Below are 14,369 nucleotides of genomic sequence, written 5' to 3' on the forward strand. Positions count from 1 at the left end.
CGTTACGGACGGCTCCGCTCATCCGTCCAATGCATGGAATCGTCATAATCGTTCCCATGCAGCATCAGCAGAGGTCGCAGGGCCGGCTGTCACCGTCCAGTGACACAGAAGACATCGTCGCGCTGCTCGCACCGCGTCTCGTCCACTTCGCCGGCGTCGCCCGTACGGAGCATGTCACCCGGGCCGCCCAGGAGCTGCAGGTCCCGCAGTCCACGCTCTCCCGGTCCGTCGTCCGCCTCGAACAGGACCTGGGCGTCGACCTGTTCGCCCGCCACGGCCGTACGCTCTCCCTCACCCCCGCCGGCCGCGCCTTCCTCGTCTCCGTCGAACGGGCCCTCGCCGAGATCGGGCGAGCCGCCGACGAGGTGCGCGCCGACGCCGACCCGGCCACCGGCAAGGTCGCCTTCGGGTTCCTGCACACCATGGGCGCCGAGACCGTGCCCGGCCTGCTGCACACCTTCCGCGCCGACCACCCGCGCATCCGCTTCAGCCTCGTCCAGAACCACGGTGACGCCATGCTGGAGGGCCTTCGCACGGGCGAGCTCGACCTGTGCCTGACCTCCCCGGTCCCGGACGCCCCCGACCTCGTCGCCCGACGCCTCGACGAGCAGAAACTGCGCCTGGTCGTCCCCGCCGACCACCGGCTCGCCGGCCGCCGCCGGATCCGCCTCGCCGAGGCCGCCGACGAGACCTTCGTGACCCTGGAACCCGGTTACGGTCTGCGCCGCATCACCGACGCCCTCTGCGACCGGGCCGGGTTCCGACCCCGGGTCGCCTTCGAGGGCGAGGAGGCGGAGACCCTGCGGGGCCTGGTCGCGGCCGGACTCGGCGTCGCCCTGCTGCCCCCGCCGGCCGTGCCCCGCCCCGAAGTGGTCGAACTGACTGTCACCTCCCCGCGAGCGGCCCGCGAGATCGGTGTCGCCTGGCTGGCCGGGCAGCCGGACACCCCGCCGGTGACGGCCTTCAAGCAGTTCCTGCTGTCACGCCGCGGCCGCCTGCTCCCGGACTGACCACCACCCCGGGGCGGCACGACTGCCCACCGCCGTGCCGCCGTGCTGCCGTAACACCGTGCTGCTGTGCTGCCGTACTGCCGTAACGCCGTACTGCCGTGCTGCCGGTAGCCGGTCGTGGTTCGGCGGCCGTCGTACGCCGGTCGCCTATCGCCGTGACGACGAACCGAACCCCGAGGCCAGCGGCATCCGCAGCCCCAGCGGCGGAGGCGCCGCCAGGGCGTCCCGCAGCGGACGCGAGAGTGCCCGCCCGAAGAGCGACCCCATCACGAAGTCCTCGCACAGGGCGAGGACTTCGTCCCGGTACTGGCGCAACCCGTGCCCATCGGCGTGCACTTCGAAGCGGCAGACGTCCCGGTTCGCCTTCTTCGCCCGCGCCGCCAGCCGGAAGGACAGCTCGGGGTCGGTCCGCGTGTCGTGTGTGCCGTGCACGATCAGCACTTGCCGTCCGGTCAGCTGCTTCACCGGTTCGGGTGGCGCGGGCGCGTCCTCCCCGGGCAGCCAGGGGGCCAGCGCCAGCACGGAGGCGACGGCCTCGTGACCGCCCGCGCGAAGGGCCGCTCTGCCGCCCATGCCCAGGCCGGCCAGGCACACGGGAACGTCCCCGTAGCGCCGCACGGTCTCGTCGACGGCCCAGGCGGCGTCCCGCGCGAGATGCGCCTCGCCGCCGTTCCAGCCCCGGTAGCGGTAGTGGACGACATGGACGGCGAGTCCCTCGGTCCGGCCCGCGCGGCCGAGACGGCGTCCCAGTGCGCGTACGGAGGCGGTCGCCACCAAGGGGGACGGCCTGCGGCCGGAGACCGGATCGCCGCCGGGCAGCAGCACCACCACGCCGCCCACCGCCCCCGGATCCGGGCCGAGCGCCCTCCCCAGCCGTGCCCCGTGAACCGGCGTCGCTTGCTGTGCCATGGCAGAACAGTGTCAGAAGCAACGGTGTACGCCACCCTGCCGTGCGGTCACCGTTGGATATCGGCGTATGTGTGCGCCGGGTGATCTACGCGCGTAGGAGTTAGAGTGCGCAGATGACGAGCCAGAGCACTGCGAACACCCCGACCGCGGACCAGATCCGCCGGGCACCCAAGGTTCTGCTGCACGACCATCTCGACGGCGGCCTGCGCCCCGGCACCGTCGTCGACCTGGCCCGCGAGGCCGGATACACCCAACTCCCCGAGACCGACCCGGACAAGCTCGGTCTCTGGTTCCGGGAGGCCGCCGACTCCGGTTCCCTGGAACGCTATCTGGAGACGTTCTCGCACACCGTCGGCGTCATGCAGACCCGGGACGCCCTGGTGCGGGTCGCCGCCGAGTGTGCCGAGGACCTGGCCGCGGACGGTGTCGTCTACGCCGAGGTGCGCTACGCGCCCGAGCAGCACCTCGAGGGCGGGCTGACCCTCGAGGAGGTCGTCGAGGCGGTCGACGAGGGCTTCCGCCAAGGGGAGCAGCGGGCCCGGGAGGACGGCCACCGCATCCGCGTCGGCGCGCTGCTCACCGCCATGCGGCACGCGGCCCGCGCGCTGGAGATCGCCGAACTCGCCAACCGCTACCGGGACCTGGGTGTCGTCGGCTTCGACATCGCGGGCGCCGAGGCCGGTTACCCTCCCACCCGGCACCTCGACGCCTTCGAGTACCTCAAGCGCGAGAACAACCACTTCACGATCCACGCCGGTGAGGCCTTCGGGCTGCCGTCCATCTGGCAGGCCCTCCAGTGGTGCGGCGCCGACCGGCTCGGGCACGGGGTGCGCATCATCGACGACATCCAGGTGCGCGACGACGGCACCGTCGAGCTCGGCCGGCTCGCCTCCTACGTCCGGGACAAGCGCATCCCGCTGGAGCTGTGCCCCAGCTCCAACCTCCAGACCGGGGCGGCGGCCTCGTACGCCGAGCACCCCATCGGCCTACTGCGCCGGCTGCACTTCCGGGCCACGGTGAACACCGACAACCGGCTCATGTCGCACACGAGCATGAGCCGGGAATTCGAGCACCTGGTCGAGGCGTTCGGCTACACGCTCGACGACATGCAGTGGTTCTCCGTCAATGCGATGAAATCGGCGTTCATTCCTTTCGATGAAAGACTCGCCATGATCAATGACGTCGTCAAGCCCGGTTATGCCGAGCTGAAATCCGAATGGCTGTTCCGGCAGGCCGCTTCCACCAGCGGTTCTGTCGCCTCGGAGGAATGAACTGGAGAACCTCGGGCATTCGGGAATGCGGGCGGTGTTCACCATTCCCCCGCATTCCGGTGTTTGCGGCCGGTGGTTCCGTCTGATTACGGTCACCGGACCGCTCACATCGCCGCATCCCATTTCGAGGAAACATCTTCATGAAGCAGTCTGCTGCCAAGACCCTCGGTGTCGCCGCGCTCGGCGCCGCCTTCGCCGCCGCCGGTGCGGGTGCCGCCACCGCCGCCCCGGCCGTCCCGGACGCCCTTCCGGCGCTGGACACCGCCACCCAGGCCCTTCCGGCGGAGAACCTCTCCGGCGCGCTGCCGGAGGCGGGGCAGGCACTGGAGACCGGACAGCAGCTCGCCGACGGCCCGGCGCAGCCGGTCGCCGGCCTGCTCGGCGGCATGCCGCTGCAGGGCTCCGTCAACGGCCTCCCCATCGGCTGACGTCCACAGGAGCGTCCCGCCCCGGGCCTGTCCCCGGCGGACCCGCGACCCATGGGGCGCCCCCGGACCGGGGGCGCCCCACAGGCGTGCTCACGGGGAGGGCGCGGGCCTCACCAGGCGCTCGTCCGGACCTTGTGCTCCGACGGGAGCAGGATCCACAGCGCTATGTAGAGCAGGAACTGCGGACCGGGCAGCAGGCACGAGGCCAGGAAGACGACCCGCATCGTGGTCGCGGAGGTGCCGAAACGGCGGGCCAGCGCGGCGCACACGCCGCCGATCACGCGGTTGTCGGTGGGGCGGGCGAGGCGGGACATCGTGAACTCCTTCGTGGTCGTGCTGCCGAGTGGCCCACGGGTGCCGGGGGTCCGGGAACGGCTCCGGGACTGATGCCGGGCCCGGGTTCGGGCCCGGGTCCGGGGCTGTTCCGGCCGGCTTCCGTACGGCTGTTCCTGTGCACTCCACGTTACGGAGACGAAGGGGGCAAAGCGTCACTCCAGGGGGCGATCCCGACCCTGGCAATCGTCGGGGTCCGACCCTGAGCCGGCTCCTCCCGGTGGCTCTCCGCCCCCGTACGGTGCAGGTCCCGCCGGCGCAGCCACGCGCGGCCCGCCGGCACCAGGGCGGCGTGCGCGAGGGCCGCGCCCAGGGTGTTCAGCATCAGCGCGTCGACGTCCACGACCCGGCCCGGCACCCCGGTCTGCAGCATCTCGATGCCCAGCGACAGCAGCGCCGCCGCGGTCATGGTGCGGATCAGCGAACCCACCGGTGAGACGTTCAGCCTGCCCCCCGTCATCGGCAGCAGCACACCGAGCGGTGCGAACAGCGCCAGGCCCTCGGCGACCCGGCGGGCCCCCGTCGCCCAGCCCAGCGCGAAGTCCGCCCGGATGCCGTGAAAAGGGCGCAGATTGGAAGGCATCACCCAGGGGACGCTCAGCGGGCGCAGCGTGCACCAGGCGACGAACACGAGATATGCGGCCAGGAGGAGCCCTCCTGTCACACGGATACGGAACGCGGCGGTGCCGCCGACGGGTCCTTGACGCTGCACGAACCCCTAGACGCGGCCCCCGGCAGGATCGGTTCCGTGTGGGACCCCGCCGGTCGGGTGAGGCATGCGCCACAGTGCCGCGCGCAGGGCGGCCACAGGCCGCGTACGTGCCCGGAGCGCGCCCGACGCGATCCGGGAGGCCTCACCCGCCGGTGACCGCCGTGGACGGGGGCTCCGCGCTGCCCGGACGGGCCCGGACCTCGTCCGTGCACCGGTAGCGGCGCGCCCGCTCGTCGTCCTGGCCGCCCAGGACCACCGAGCCGTCCCCCTCGGCCGCCGCCGAGGCGGAGAACGTGCAGACGATCTGCGCGAGCGCGTAGGACGTCAGGCTTTCCGGTGGAGCGCTCAGACGCAGCGCGTCCTGTGGGTCACCGGGCCGCGGACCGCTCATGGTCATCCCGTCCCGTACGTTCGTGGTGTACCCGGCCTCCTTCTCGGCGGGCGTCGGAGACGCCGAGAGCTGGTCCAGCAGCCCTTGCGCCACCTGGGCACGCCGCTGCCCGGAGTCCACCGCTCCCTTCGGCATCCGTACCGTCCGGTCGACGGCCACCAGGGACGAGCCGCAGCGCAGGAACACCTGGGCCGGCAGGCCCTGCGCGGGCGGCGAGGCCCCGTCCGCCTCGGTCTGCGAGCAGCGCACCCGGGAGGGCGCCGGACCGAAGTCGGTCGGCACCTCGGTGGCCTGGATCCCGCACCCCGCGAGCAGCACACCGAGCGCGGTGAAGCCGAGCAGCCCGGGGAAGCGGCCTACGCGCACCGGTCGTCCGTTCATCGGTCGTCCGTTCACCGGGCGTCCCCCTCGGCGTTCTCACGCAGGGCGCCGCCCTTGCCGCCGCGGGCCTTCCCGGAGGTGCCGCCCGTGCGCTTCCGCGCGTCCTTGGTGCCTTCGGTGCCCTCGGTCTCCTCCTCCATCAGCACGGAGACGTCGCGGGGCAGCCAGAGCGTGAAGACCGCGCCGCCTTCGGGGGCGTTGACCGCGGTGATCTCGCCGCCGTGGGCATGGGCGTTCTCCAGCGCGATGGACAGACCGAGCCCGCTGCCCTCGGAACGCGGCCGGGAGGCACTGGCCTTGTAGAAGCGGTCGAAGACATGCGGCAGGACGTCCTCGGGGATGCCCGGCCCCTGGTCCCGCACCTCGATGATCACCGTGCCTCCGCCTCCGCCTTCGGTGCCGGTCCCGGGATCCGCCCCGGCGTCCGCGGCTTCGTCTGCCGCTGCCTCGGTACCGCTCGCGCCGTCCGCGCCGTCCGAGGGGTTGCCTCCGCTCCCGTCCCCGTCTTCGTTCCCGTCCCCGCTCTCCTCCCGCACCGACACCCGCACCGGCGAGCCGCCGTGCTTGAGCGCGTTGCCGATGAGGTTGGCGAGGATCACGTCCAGCCGGCGCGGGTCGATCCGGGCGTGGATGCCGCGCTCCGCGTCCAGTTCGACCGCGTCCAGCCAGGCACGGGCGTCGATGCAGGCGGTGATCTGGTCGGCGATGTCGACGTCGTCGAGGACGAGACGGGCGGTGCCCGCGTCGAAGCGGGTGACCTCCATCAGGTTCTCGACCAGGTCGTTGAGCCGCCGCGTCTCACTGACCACGATCCGTACGGCGGGCTCGACCATCGGGGCGATGCCGCCGCCCTCGAACTCCAGCTCCTCCTCGAGGACTTCCGTCACGGCCGTGATCGCGGTCAGCGGGGTGCGCAGCTCGTGGCTCATGTCCGCGACGAACCGGCGGGACGCCTCGTCCCGGGCGGCCATGTCGGCCACCCGTTTCTCCAGCGCCTCGGCCGCCTTGTTGAACGTTCGTGACAGATCGGCCAGTTCGTCCGTGCCCGACACCCGCAGCCGGGTGTCCAGCTTGCCCTCGCCGAGCCGCCGGGCGGCTGTCCCGAGCCGCTGCACCGGCTTCAGCACGGTCGTCGCCAGGACCTGCGCCAGCAGCGCGGAGCCGATCAGCGCGAGCCCGGTGGCGATCCCCAGCGACCAGGCGAGCGAGTTGAGGTCCTTGGCCTCCGGCTCCAGCGACTTGAGCATGAAACCGGTCGGCCCGCCGCCGATCGTCCGGGTGCCCGCCATCAGGTAGGGGGTGCCGTCGTCGACGATCCGCTGCCAGTACAGGTGGTACGCGTACTTGTTGGTCGAGGTGATCTTCTGCCGCTCGTTCACCGCCTCGCGCAGCGAGACCGGTACGTCCTGCAGCGAGAAGCCGCTCAGCCCGCCCGAACCGCCGTACACGGTACGGCCCTCGGGGTCCTCGGCGATCAGCAGTACCGAGAACCGCTGGCTGCTGTTGGCCATCTGTCCCGCGGTGTACTGCAGTTCCTCCTGCGTCGGCTGCTCGGGCAGCGCACCCGCCCGGTTCTGCATCTCCTGCTCGAAGTCGCCCAGGACCGCGTCCTGCGCGCGGGTGAGCACCGCCTCGCGGTTGAGCCAGTACGCGATGCCCGACGCGGACACCGCGGCGGTGAGCGCGACCAGCCCGAAGACGACGACGAGCCGCAGCCGCAGACTGGTGAAGCGCAGCCGGGACCAGACGCCCTTGCGCGCCGCGGACCAGCCGCGGGACCCGCCCTGTTGCTCCCGGTGTTCCTGTTGCTCTTGGTGCTTCTGTGTCACTGGGGCGGGTCCAGCCGGTAGCCCACGCCCCGCACCGTACGGATCAAGGTCGGGGACGACGGCACGTCCTCGACCTTGGCGCGCAGCCGCTGGACGCAGGCGTCCACGAGCCGCGAGTCACCCAGGTAGTCGTGCTCCCACACCAGTCGCAGCAACTGCTGCCGGGACAGTGCCTGGCCCGGACGCCGGCTCAGTTCGAGCAGCAGGCGCAGCTCGGTCGGCGTCAGCTGCAGGTCCTCGCCGTTCTTCGTCACGGTCATCGCCGAACGGTCGATGACCAGGCTGCCGAAGCTCGCCGAGTCGCTGGACTCCCGCTCCCCGCGGCGCAGCACCGCCCGGATCCGGGCGTCCAGCACCCTGCCCTGTACGGGTTTGACCACGTAGTCGTCGGCGCCGGACTCCAGGCCGACCACGACGTCGATGTCGTCGTTGCGGGCGGTCAGCAGAATGATCGGCAACTGGTCGGTGCGCCGGATGCGCCGGCACACCTCGAATCCGTCGATGCCGGGCAGCATCACGTCCAGCACGATCAGATCCGGCCGCTGCTCGCGCAGCAGCTTCAGACCGTCCTCACCGCTGGCAGCGGTCGCCACGTGGTGACCCTGGCGCGTCAGTGAGAGCTCCAGGGCCGTGCGGATGGCGTCGTCGTCCTCGATCAGCAACAGGGAAGGCACAGCATCATTCTGGCCCATGGAGGGCTCCCTGTCCGACCCGTGGGGGCAGATGCCCGTTGGGACCGGATAAGAGCGGCTACGCGCACCGACGCGTGTGAAGAAGGTGTGCGCGGTGACGGCTCCGCATCACGGACGGCTCCTGTGACAGGTCTGTGACAGTCGGCGGACACGGCGATGAAGTCGCCCGGGCAGGATTCTCGTCATCGGCAGGACGGCGAGCGGCACCGCAAGGCGAACACACCGGAAGTCCACGACGGGGGGCGCGAGATGAGCACGCTGCACGGCATCAGCACCAGCGCAGTTGTCACGCGCCTGCACGACGTGCACCGGGGTGGCGAGAAGGCCGGTGCCGCGACCAAACGGGGGTGCGGTCGCGGCACCGGGCGTCACACCGGCTTCATGACGGTGATCGACGCGCCCACGGGGGGCACGGGGAACACGGGGGAAACGCACGGGGGAAACGCGTACGGGGAGGAGCAGGGGGAGCGCCGTTCACCGGCGGAGGTGGAATTCACCACCTACGTCCAGGAGCGGCGAGCCTCCCTGTACGCGACCGCCTATCACCTGACCGGCGACCGCTTCGAGGCCGAGGACCTGCTGCAGAGCGCACTGTTCTCGACCTACCGGGCGTGGGACCGGATCAGTGACAAGGCCGCGGTCGGCGGATACCTCCGCCGCACCATGACCAACCTGCACATCAGCGCGTGGCGCCGCCGCAAGCTGAACGAATACCCGACCGAGGAACTGCCGGAGACGGTGGGCGACACGGACGCGATGCGGGGCACCGAGCTGCGCGCGGTCCTGTGGCAGGCGCTGGCCCGGCTGCCGGAGCTCCAGCGCACCATGCTGGTCCTGCGCTACTACGAGGGCCGTACGGACCCGGAGATCGCGGACATCCTCGGCATCAGTGTCGGCACGGTGAAGTCGAGCATCTGGCGGTCGCTCCGCCGGCTGCGCGACGACGAGGTTCTCAGCTTCGGCCGTGACGAGGAGGACGCCTTCGGCGAGTTGGTCGCCTGAAGGTACGGGGGGAGCCCGGGGGCACGGGGGAAACGGGAAACCGAGGGGATCGGGGGATCTCCAGGGGAACCGGGTGAATCCGGGGGAACGAGTAACGGGGGACGCGAGGACGTCGGGGGACGTCACCGCGGAGTGGGGGAGCCGCAAGGGATCCGGGGGAGCCCGAGGGGATACGGGGGAGCACAGGGGAGCGGGACGGGAAGGCCGGGGGGCCTTCCGGTCCCGCTTCTGTGTGCGAGGGGGTCGTGTGCGGTGGGTCAGGTCGGTGTAGTGGCGGCTGTGCGAGCTGTGCGGACTACGCGGGCTGTGCCGGCTGTGCGGCCGTATGAGCCGCGGCCGTACCGGTTTCGACCCGCCCGCTGCCGCCCCGCGCGGCCGCCAGGCGGGTCAGGGCCTCGTCGCGGTCGCAGGCGTGGGCGCCGAGCGCGGTCTGGCGGGCGACGATCGACCGCTCCAGCCGCATCAGCCGCCAGCCGCGGCGCAGCAGGAGCGGCACGGACTTGCGGCCCTCCCTGAGGTCCCGCAGGAAGCGGCGGCGGAAGGTCTTCACCGGACCCCGGCTCAGGCACAGCGCGTCGGCCAGGAGGCCCAGTTCGCCGCAGCGCGTGACGATCTCCGCGGCGAAGATGCCCTCCGCGATGAACAGCGGGGCGGCGCCGAAGTCCACGTGCGACGCGCCCGTACGGGCGCTCAGCCCGATGTCGTAGACGGGCACATCTGTGCGGCCCGTACGGCACAGCCGGTCGATCGCGGCGACGGCGGCGTCCGCGTCCCAGGAGCCGGGGTGGTCCCAGTCGATGTCGGAACTGCCCGTCACGAGGGGCAGGGACGGGTCGTCGCCCTCCTTGTAGAAATCGTCGAGCCGCAGCACGGGCAGGCCGGAGCGGGCCGAGAGGAGGGACTTGCCGGAGCCGGAGGGGCCGCAGAGCAGCACGACACGCGCGGAGAAGGGCGACTGGGAACTCACGGGACACCAGTCTGAGGCATCGAACGGGTGTTGTACGACCGTACGGGTCCGTTTTGAGGCGCGTACCACATCTCAACTACGCTGCGCACCGACCCGATTACTCGCTGGGAGTGAGTCGGTGAAGGCAAGAGGTGGAAGCAGCGATGGCCCGACACGCAGCACCCCGGAAGCCGGCCGCCCGGCGCGCCCTGGTCGCCCTGGCGACCGCGGGAGTGGCCCTGGGAGCGAGCGCGACGACGGCGGCAGCGGTGGACTCGGAGGCGACCCAGGGCCCGCGCACCACGCGTCCCGCGTCGCTCGGCGCCGTCGACCCGCAGGCCGGTGTCCAGCCCCTGACGGGCACGGTCGGCCATGTCGCGGGCCCGGTCTCCGGCCTGAAGCCCAACCCGCTGGCCGGTACGGGCGTCGACCCGCTCGACAACGGCGTCGGCACCCAGGTCGCCGATTTCAGGCCGGTGTCCTCCCAGGACCTGACCGGCCCGGTGGCCCAGGCGGAGTCGGTCGACGGCATTCCGGTCGCCGGGCAGGCGACCGGAATACTGGGCGGCTGAGCCACGGCGCGTTCACCGGAACATACGGAATACCCGGAGCGTCCGGAGCGTCCGGAGAGCCGCGCCCCTTCCGGACGGGGGCGCGGCTCTCCGGGCTGCGGCGGCTTCTCCGTCAGTAGGCGGAGCCCGAGGCGCCCAGTGAACCCGTCGGGTGCCAGACCGTCTTGGTCTCCAGGAACGCCGTCATGCGGTCGGTGCCCGGCGTCGCCGTCCAGTTGTCCACAGGCTGTGGACGCAGGACGCGCTTGAGGTTGTCGGCCGCGGCGATCTCCAGTTCCTTCGCGAGCGCCTCGTCGGCGCCCGCCAGGTCGATCGCGTTGACGTCCTGGTGCGCGGCCAGCGGCGCGGCGATCTCCGCCGTACGGCCGGACAGGATGTTGACCACACCGCCCGGCACGTCGGAGGTGGCCAGGACCTCGCCGAGCGACAGCGCGGGCAGCGGGAACTTCTCCGAGGCCACCACGACCGCCGTGTTGCCCGTGGCGATCACCGGGGCGATCACCGAGACCAGGCCCAGGAAGGACGACTCCTGGGGCGCCAGGACGGTGACCACGCCGGTCGGTTCGGGGGAGGACAGGTTGAAGAACGGGCCCGCGACCGGGTTCCCGCCGCCGACGATCTGGGCGATCTTGTCGGTCCAGCCCGCGTACCAGACCCAGCGGTCGACCGCCGCGTCCACCTGCGCCGCGGCCTGCGCCTGTGACAGGCCCTCCGCGTCGGCGACCTCCGCGGCGAACTGCTCCCGGCGGCCCTCCAGCATCTCCGCGACACGGTAGAGGACCTGACCGCGGTTGTACGCCGTCGCCCCAGACCAGCCGCCGAACGCCTTGCGGGCGGCGACCACCGCGTCACGGGCGTCCTTGCGGGACGACAGCGGGGCGTTCGCCAGCCAGTTGCCCTTCGAGTCCGTCACCTCGTACACCCGGCCGCTCTCGGAACGCGGGAACTTCCCGCCGACGTACAGCTTGTAGGTCTTGAAGACGCTCAGCCGCCGCTGCCCGGTCCGGCCGGCCGTGTCGGCTGCGTCGGCCGTGTCGGTCTTCACGTTCTTGCCGGTCTTCTCAGACATCGAGGTACGCCTCCAGGCCGTGGCGGCCGCCCTCGCGGCCGAATCCCGACTCCTTGTAGCCGCCGAACGGCGAGGTGGGGTCGAACTTGTTGAACGTGTTGGACCAGACGACACCCGCGCGGAGCTTGTTCGCCACGGCCAGGATGCGGGAGCCCTTCTCCGTCCAGATGCCCGCCGACAGGCCGTACGGCGTGTTGTTGGCCTTGGCGACGGCCTCGTCCGGGGTGCGGAAGGTGAGGACGGACAGCACCGGGCCGAAGATCTCGTCCCGCGCGACCGTGTGCGCCTGGGTGACGCCGGTGAACAGCGTCGGCGCGAACCAGTAGCCGTTCTCGGGGAGTTCGCAGGGCACCGACCAGCGCTCGGCGCCCTCCGCCTCGCCCTGTTCGACGAGCGAGGTGATCCGCGCGAGCTGCTCCGCGGAGTTGATCGCGCCGATGTCGGTGTTCTTGTCCAGCGGGTCGCCCAGGCGCAGGGTGGAGAGCCTGCGCTTGAGGGAGTCGAGCAGCTCGTCGTGGATCGACTCCTGGACCAGCAGGCGGGAGCCCGCGCAGCAGACCTGGCCCTGGTTGAAGAAGATGCCGTTCACGATGCCCTCGACGGCCTGGTCGATCGGGGCATCGTCGAAGACGATGTTGGCGCCCTTGCCGCCGAGTTCGAGCGTGAGCTTCTTGCGGGTCCCGGCGACGGTCCGCGCGATCTGCTTGCCGACCGCCGTGGAGCCGGTGAAGGCGACCTTGTTCACGTCCGGGTGGGCGACCAGCGCGGCGCCCGCGTCGCCGTATCCGGGAAGGATGTTGACGACGCCCCGGGGCAGACCCGCCTGGCGGCAGACGTCCGCGAAGAACAGGGCGGAGAGGGGGGTGGTCTCGGCCGGCTTGAGGACGACCGTGTTGCCGGTGGCGAGCGCCGGGGCGATCTTCCACGCGAGCATGAGCAGCGGGAAGTTCCAGGGAATGACCTGGCCGGCCACGCCCAGGGGGCGCGGGTCGGCTCCGTAGCCGGCGTGGTCGAGCTTGTCGGCCCAGCCCGCGTAGTAGAAGAAGTGCGCGGCGACCAGGGGCAGGTCGGCGTCCCGGGTCTCCTTGATCGGCTTGCCGTTGTCCAGCGTCTCCAGGACGGCCAGCTCGCGGCTGCGCTCCTGGATGATCCGGGCGATGCGGAACAGGTACTTGGCCCGTTCGGCGCCGGGCAGCGCCGACCAGGTCGCGAAGGCCTTCCCCGCCGCCTTCACCGCGCGGTCCACGTCCGCCTCACCGGCCTGCGCGACCTCGGAGAGGACCTCCTCGGTGGCGGGGCTGACGGTCTTGAAGACCCGGCCGTCGGCCGCCTCGGTGAACTCGCCGTCGATGAACAGGCCGTAGGACGGGGCGATGTCGACGACCGCGCGGGACTCGGGCGCCGGTGCGTACTCGAACACGGACGGCCGCTTCGGCACGGCCTGCGTGGCCTGTGGGGTCTGCGTGACCTGTGCGGCCGTTGCGCTCCGCGTGGTGCGTGTGGCCGACATGGCGGCGGCGGTGGTCCCGTCGGCCTCGGTGGCCGCCTCGACGGCTGCCTGCCTGGTCTTCTTGGTCTTCTTGGTCATGGTGATCAGTCCACCGTCACGTAGTCGGGGCCGGAGTAGCGGCCGGTGGCCAGCTTCTGGCGCTGCATCAGCAGGTCGTTCAGAAGCGAGGAGGCGCCGAAGCGGAACCAGTGGTTGTCCAGCCAGTCCTCGCCGACGGTCTCGTTGACCAGGACGAGGAACTTGATCGCGTCCTTGGTGGTGCGGATACCGCCGGCCGGCTTCACACCGACCTGGACCCCGGTCTGCGCGCGGAAGTCGCGGACCGCCTCCAGCATCAGGAGCGTGTTCGCGGGCGTGGCGTTCACCGCCACCTTGCCGGTCGAGGTCTTGATGAAGTCCGCGCCGGCCAGCATGCCGAGCCAGCTCGCCCGGCGGATGTTGTCGTACGTCGACAGCTCGCCCGTCTCGAAGATGACCTTCAGCCGGGCGCTCGTCCCGCAGGTCTCCTTCACGGCGGTGATCTCGTCGAACACCTTCCGGTAGTTCCCCGCGAGGAACGCGCCGCGGTCGATGACCATGTCGATCTCGTCGGCACCGGCGGCGACGGCCTCCCGGACGTCGGCCAGCTTGACGGCGAGTGGGGCGCGGCCGGCCGGGAAGGCGGTCGCGACGGAGGCCACCTTGACCGTGGAGCCGGCGACGGCCTCCTTGGCCGTGGTCACCATGTCGGGGTAGACGCAGACCGCGGCCGCGGCGGGGGCCGTACGGTCGGACGGGTCGGGGCGGACCGCCTTCGCGCCGAGCGCCCGGACCTTGCCCGGCGTGTCCGCGCCTTCCAGCGTCGTCAGGTCGACCATCGAGATGGCGAGGTCGATGGCGTACGCCTTCGCGGTCGTCTTGATCGAGCGGGTGCCGAGAGAGGCGGCACGCGCCTCCAGACCGACCGCGTCGACGCCGGGCAGTCCGTGCAGGAAGCGGCGCAGCGCGCTGTCGGACGCGGTGACGTCACTCAGCGCGGCGGGAGCACCGCCTCGCTCGGGTGCCGGTGAGGGCTGGGGGGAGGTGGGTGCAGTGGAGGACATGGTCACCAGCCGAGCATATCTACGCGCGTAGCGGCTGTACAGCCCTTCGGCCGGTCCGGGGACAGGGGCGGGCCCCGTCCTTGTTTCCGCCGGATCCCCGCCTTGCCCCCGCCGGATCCCCGCCTTGCCCCCGCCGGATCCCCGCCTTGCCCCCGCCGGGTTTCCGCCCTTGTCCCCGCCGGGTTTCCGCCCTGTCCCTGCCCACCGCCTGCCTGCGCGGATGCGGGCGTCG

Annotated in this window: 15 protein-coding genes; 5 read left to right on the forward strand and 10 right to left on the reverse strand. The window is 71.7% G+C overall.

Annotation, left to right across the window (positions count from 1 at the left end; genetic code table 11):
- Positions 1-56 precede the first annotated feature (56 nt).
- Positions 57-1,010, forward strand: coding sequence for a LysR family transcriptional regulator (locus V4Y04_RS23250; protein ID WP_332430253.1), 954 nt, complete (start codon positions 57-59; stop codon positions 1,008-1,010).
- 147 nt (positions 1,011-1,157) lie between these two features.
- Here the strand turns inward: V4Y04_RS23250 and V4Y04_RS23255 are convergent, their stop codons facing one another.
- A complete protein-coding gene (locus V4Y04_RS23255; RefSeq protein ID WP_332430254.1) occupies positions 1,158-1,919 on the reverse strand; it encodes an alpha/beta hydrolase in 762 nt (253 codons plus the stop codon).
- A 113-nt stretch (positions 1,920-2,032) separates the two neighbouring features.
- Here V4Y04_RS23255 and V4Y04_RS23260 point away from each other — a divergent pair, with 113 nt between their 5' ends.
- Positions 2,033-3,190, forward strand: coding sequence for an adenosine deaminase (locus tag V4Y04_RS23260; RefSeq protein ID WP_332430255.1), 1,158 nt, complete (start codon positions 2,033-2,035; stop codon positions 3,188-3,190).
- A gap of 140 nt (positions 3,191-3,330) precedes the next feature.
- On the forward strand, positions 3,331-3,618 hold the full coding sequence (locus tag V4Y04_RS23265; RefSeq protein ID WP_055593042.1) for a hypothetical protein: 288 nt from the start codon (positions 3,331-3,333) through the stop codon (positions 3,616-3,618).
- A 110-nt stretch (positions 3,619-3,728) separates the two neighbouring features.
- Here V4Y04_RS23265 and V4Y04_RS23270 read toward each other — a convergent pair whose 3' ends face one another.
- The 5 genes from V4Y04_RS23270 to afsQ1 form a co-directional block, all read right to left on the reverse strand.
- On the reverse strand, positions 3,729-3,932 hold the full coding sequence (locus tag V4Y04_RS23270; RefSeq protein ID WP_055593043.1) for a PspC domain-containing protein: 204 nt from the start codon (positions 3,930-3,932) through the stop codon (positions 3,729-3,731).
- A 149-nt stretch (positions 3,933-4,081) separates the two neighbouring features.
- The gene (locus tag V4Y04_RS23275) at positions 4,082-4,663 is read right to left on the reverse strand and encodes a VanZ family protein (RefSeq protein ID WP_332430256.1); all 582 of its coding nucleotides are present in this window, start codon (positions 4,661-4,663) and stop codon (positions 4,082-4,084) included.
- A 142-nt stretch (positions 4,664-4,805) separates the two neighbouring features.
- Positions 4,806-5,435, reverse strand: a complete 630-nt coding sequence (locus tag V4Y04_RS23280; RefSeq protein ID WP_332430257.1) for a hypothetical protein — start codon at positions 5,433-5,435, stop codon at positions 4,806-4,808.
- A gap of 11 nt (positions 5,436-5,446) precedes the next feature.
- Complete coding sequence (locus V4Y04_RS23285) at positions 5,447-7,264, reverse strand: ATP-binding protein (protein WP_332430258.1); 1,818 nt, start codon at positions 7,262-7,264, stop codon at positions 5,447-5,449.
- The gene (gene afsQ1 / locus V4Y04_RS23290) at positions 7,261-7,938 is read right to left on the reverse strand and encodes a two-component system response regulator AfsQ1 (RefSeq protein WP_332432972.1); all 678 of its coding nucleotides are present in this window, start codon (positions 7,936-7,938) and stop codon (positions 7,261-7,263) included. Before afsQ1 ends, V4Y04_RS23285 begins: the two co-directional genes overlap by 4 nt.
- A gap of 267 nt (positions 7,939-8,205) precedes the next feature.
- On the opposite strand from afsQ1, the gene V4Y04_RS23295 reads away from it, so the two are divergent.
- Entirely contained in the window at positions 8,206-8,958 is a 753-nt protein-coding gene (locus tag V4Y04_RS23295; RefSeq protein ID WP_332430259.1) for a SigE family RNA polymerase sigma factor, read from the forward strand.
- A gap of 295 nt (positions 8,959-9,253) precedes the next feature.
- Here the strand turns inward: V4Y04_RS23295 and V4Y04_RS23300 are convergent, their stop codons facing one another.
- Complete coding sequence (locus V4Y04_RS23300) at positions 9,254-9,925, reverse strand: uridine kinase (RefSeq protein ID WP_443080068.1); 672 nt, start codon at positions 9,923-9,925, stop codon at positions 9,254-9,256.
- A gap of 143 nt (positions 9,926-10,068) precedes the next feature.
- On the opposite strand from V4Y04_RS23300, the gene V4Y04_RS23305 reads away from it, so the two are divergent.
- On the forward strand, positions 10,069-10,476 hold the full coding sequence (locus tag V4Y04_RS23305; protein ID WP_332430261.1) for a hypothetical protein: 408 nt from the start codon (positions 10,069-10,071) through the stop codon (positions 10,474-10,476).
- Positions 10,477-10,588: 112 nt separating this feature from the next.
- Here V4Y04_RS23305 and V4Y04_RS23310 read toward each other — a convergent pair whose 3' ends face one another.
- The 3 genes from V4Y04_RS23310 to deoC are packed head-to-tail and all read right to left on the reverse strand — an operon-like array spanning position 10,589 to position 14,137.
- Positions 10,589-11,545, reverse strand: a complete 957-nt coding sequence (locus V4Y04_RS23310; RefSeq protein ID WP_332430262.1) for an aldehyde dehydrogenase family protein — start codon at positions 11,543-11,545, stop codon at positions 10,589-10,591.
- Complete coding sequence (locus tag V4Y04_RS23315) at positions 11,538-13,133, reverse strand: aldehyde dehydrogenase family protein (RefSeq protein ID WP_332430263.1); 1,596 nt, start codon at positions 13,131-13,133, stop codon at positions 11,538-11,540. Before V4Y04_RS23315 ends, V4Y04_RS23310 begins: the two co-directional genes overlap by 8 nt.
- A 5-nt stretch (positions 13,134-13,138) precedes the next feature.
- A complete protein-coding gene (gene deoC / locus V4Y04_RS23320; RefSeq protein WP_332432973.1) occupies positions 13,139-14,137 on the reverse strand; it encodes a deoxyribose-phosphate aldolase in 999 nt (332 codons plus the stop codon).
- Positions 14,138-14,369: the final 232 nt, after the last annotated feature.

The organism is Streptomyces sp. P9-A2 (genome assembly GCF_036634175.1).
Classification (GTDB): Bacteria; Actinomycetota; Actinomycetes; order Streptomycetales; family Streptomycetaceae; genus Streptomyces; species Streptomyces pratens.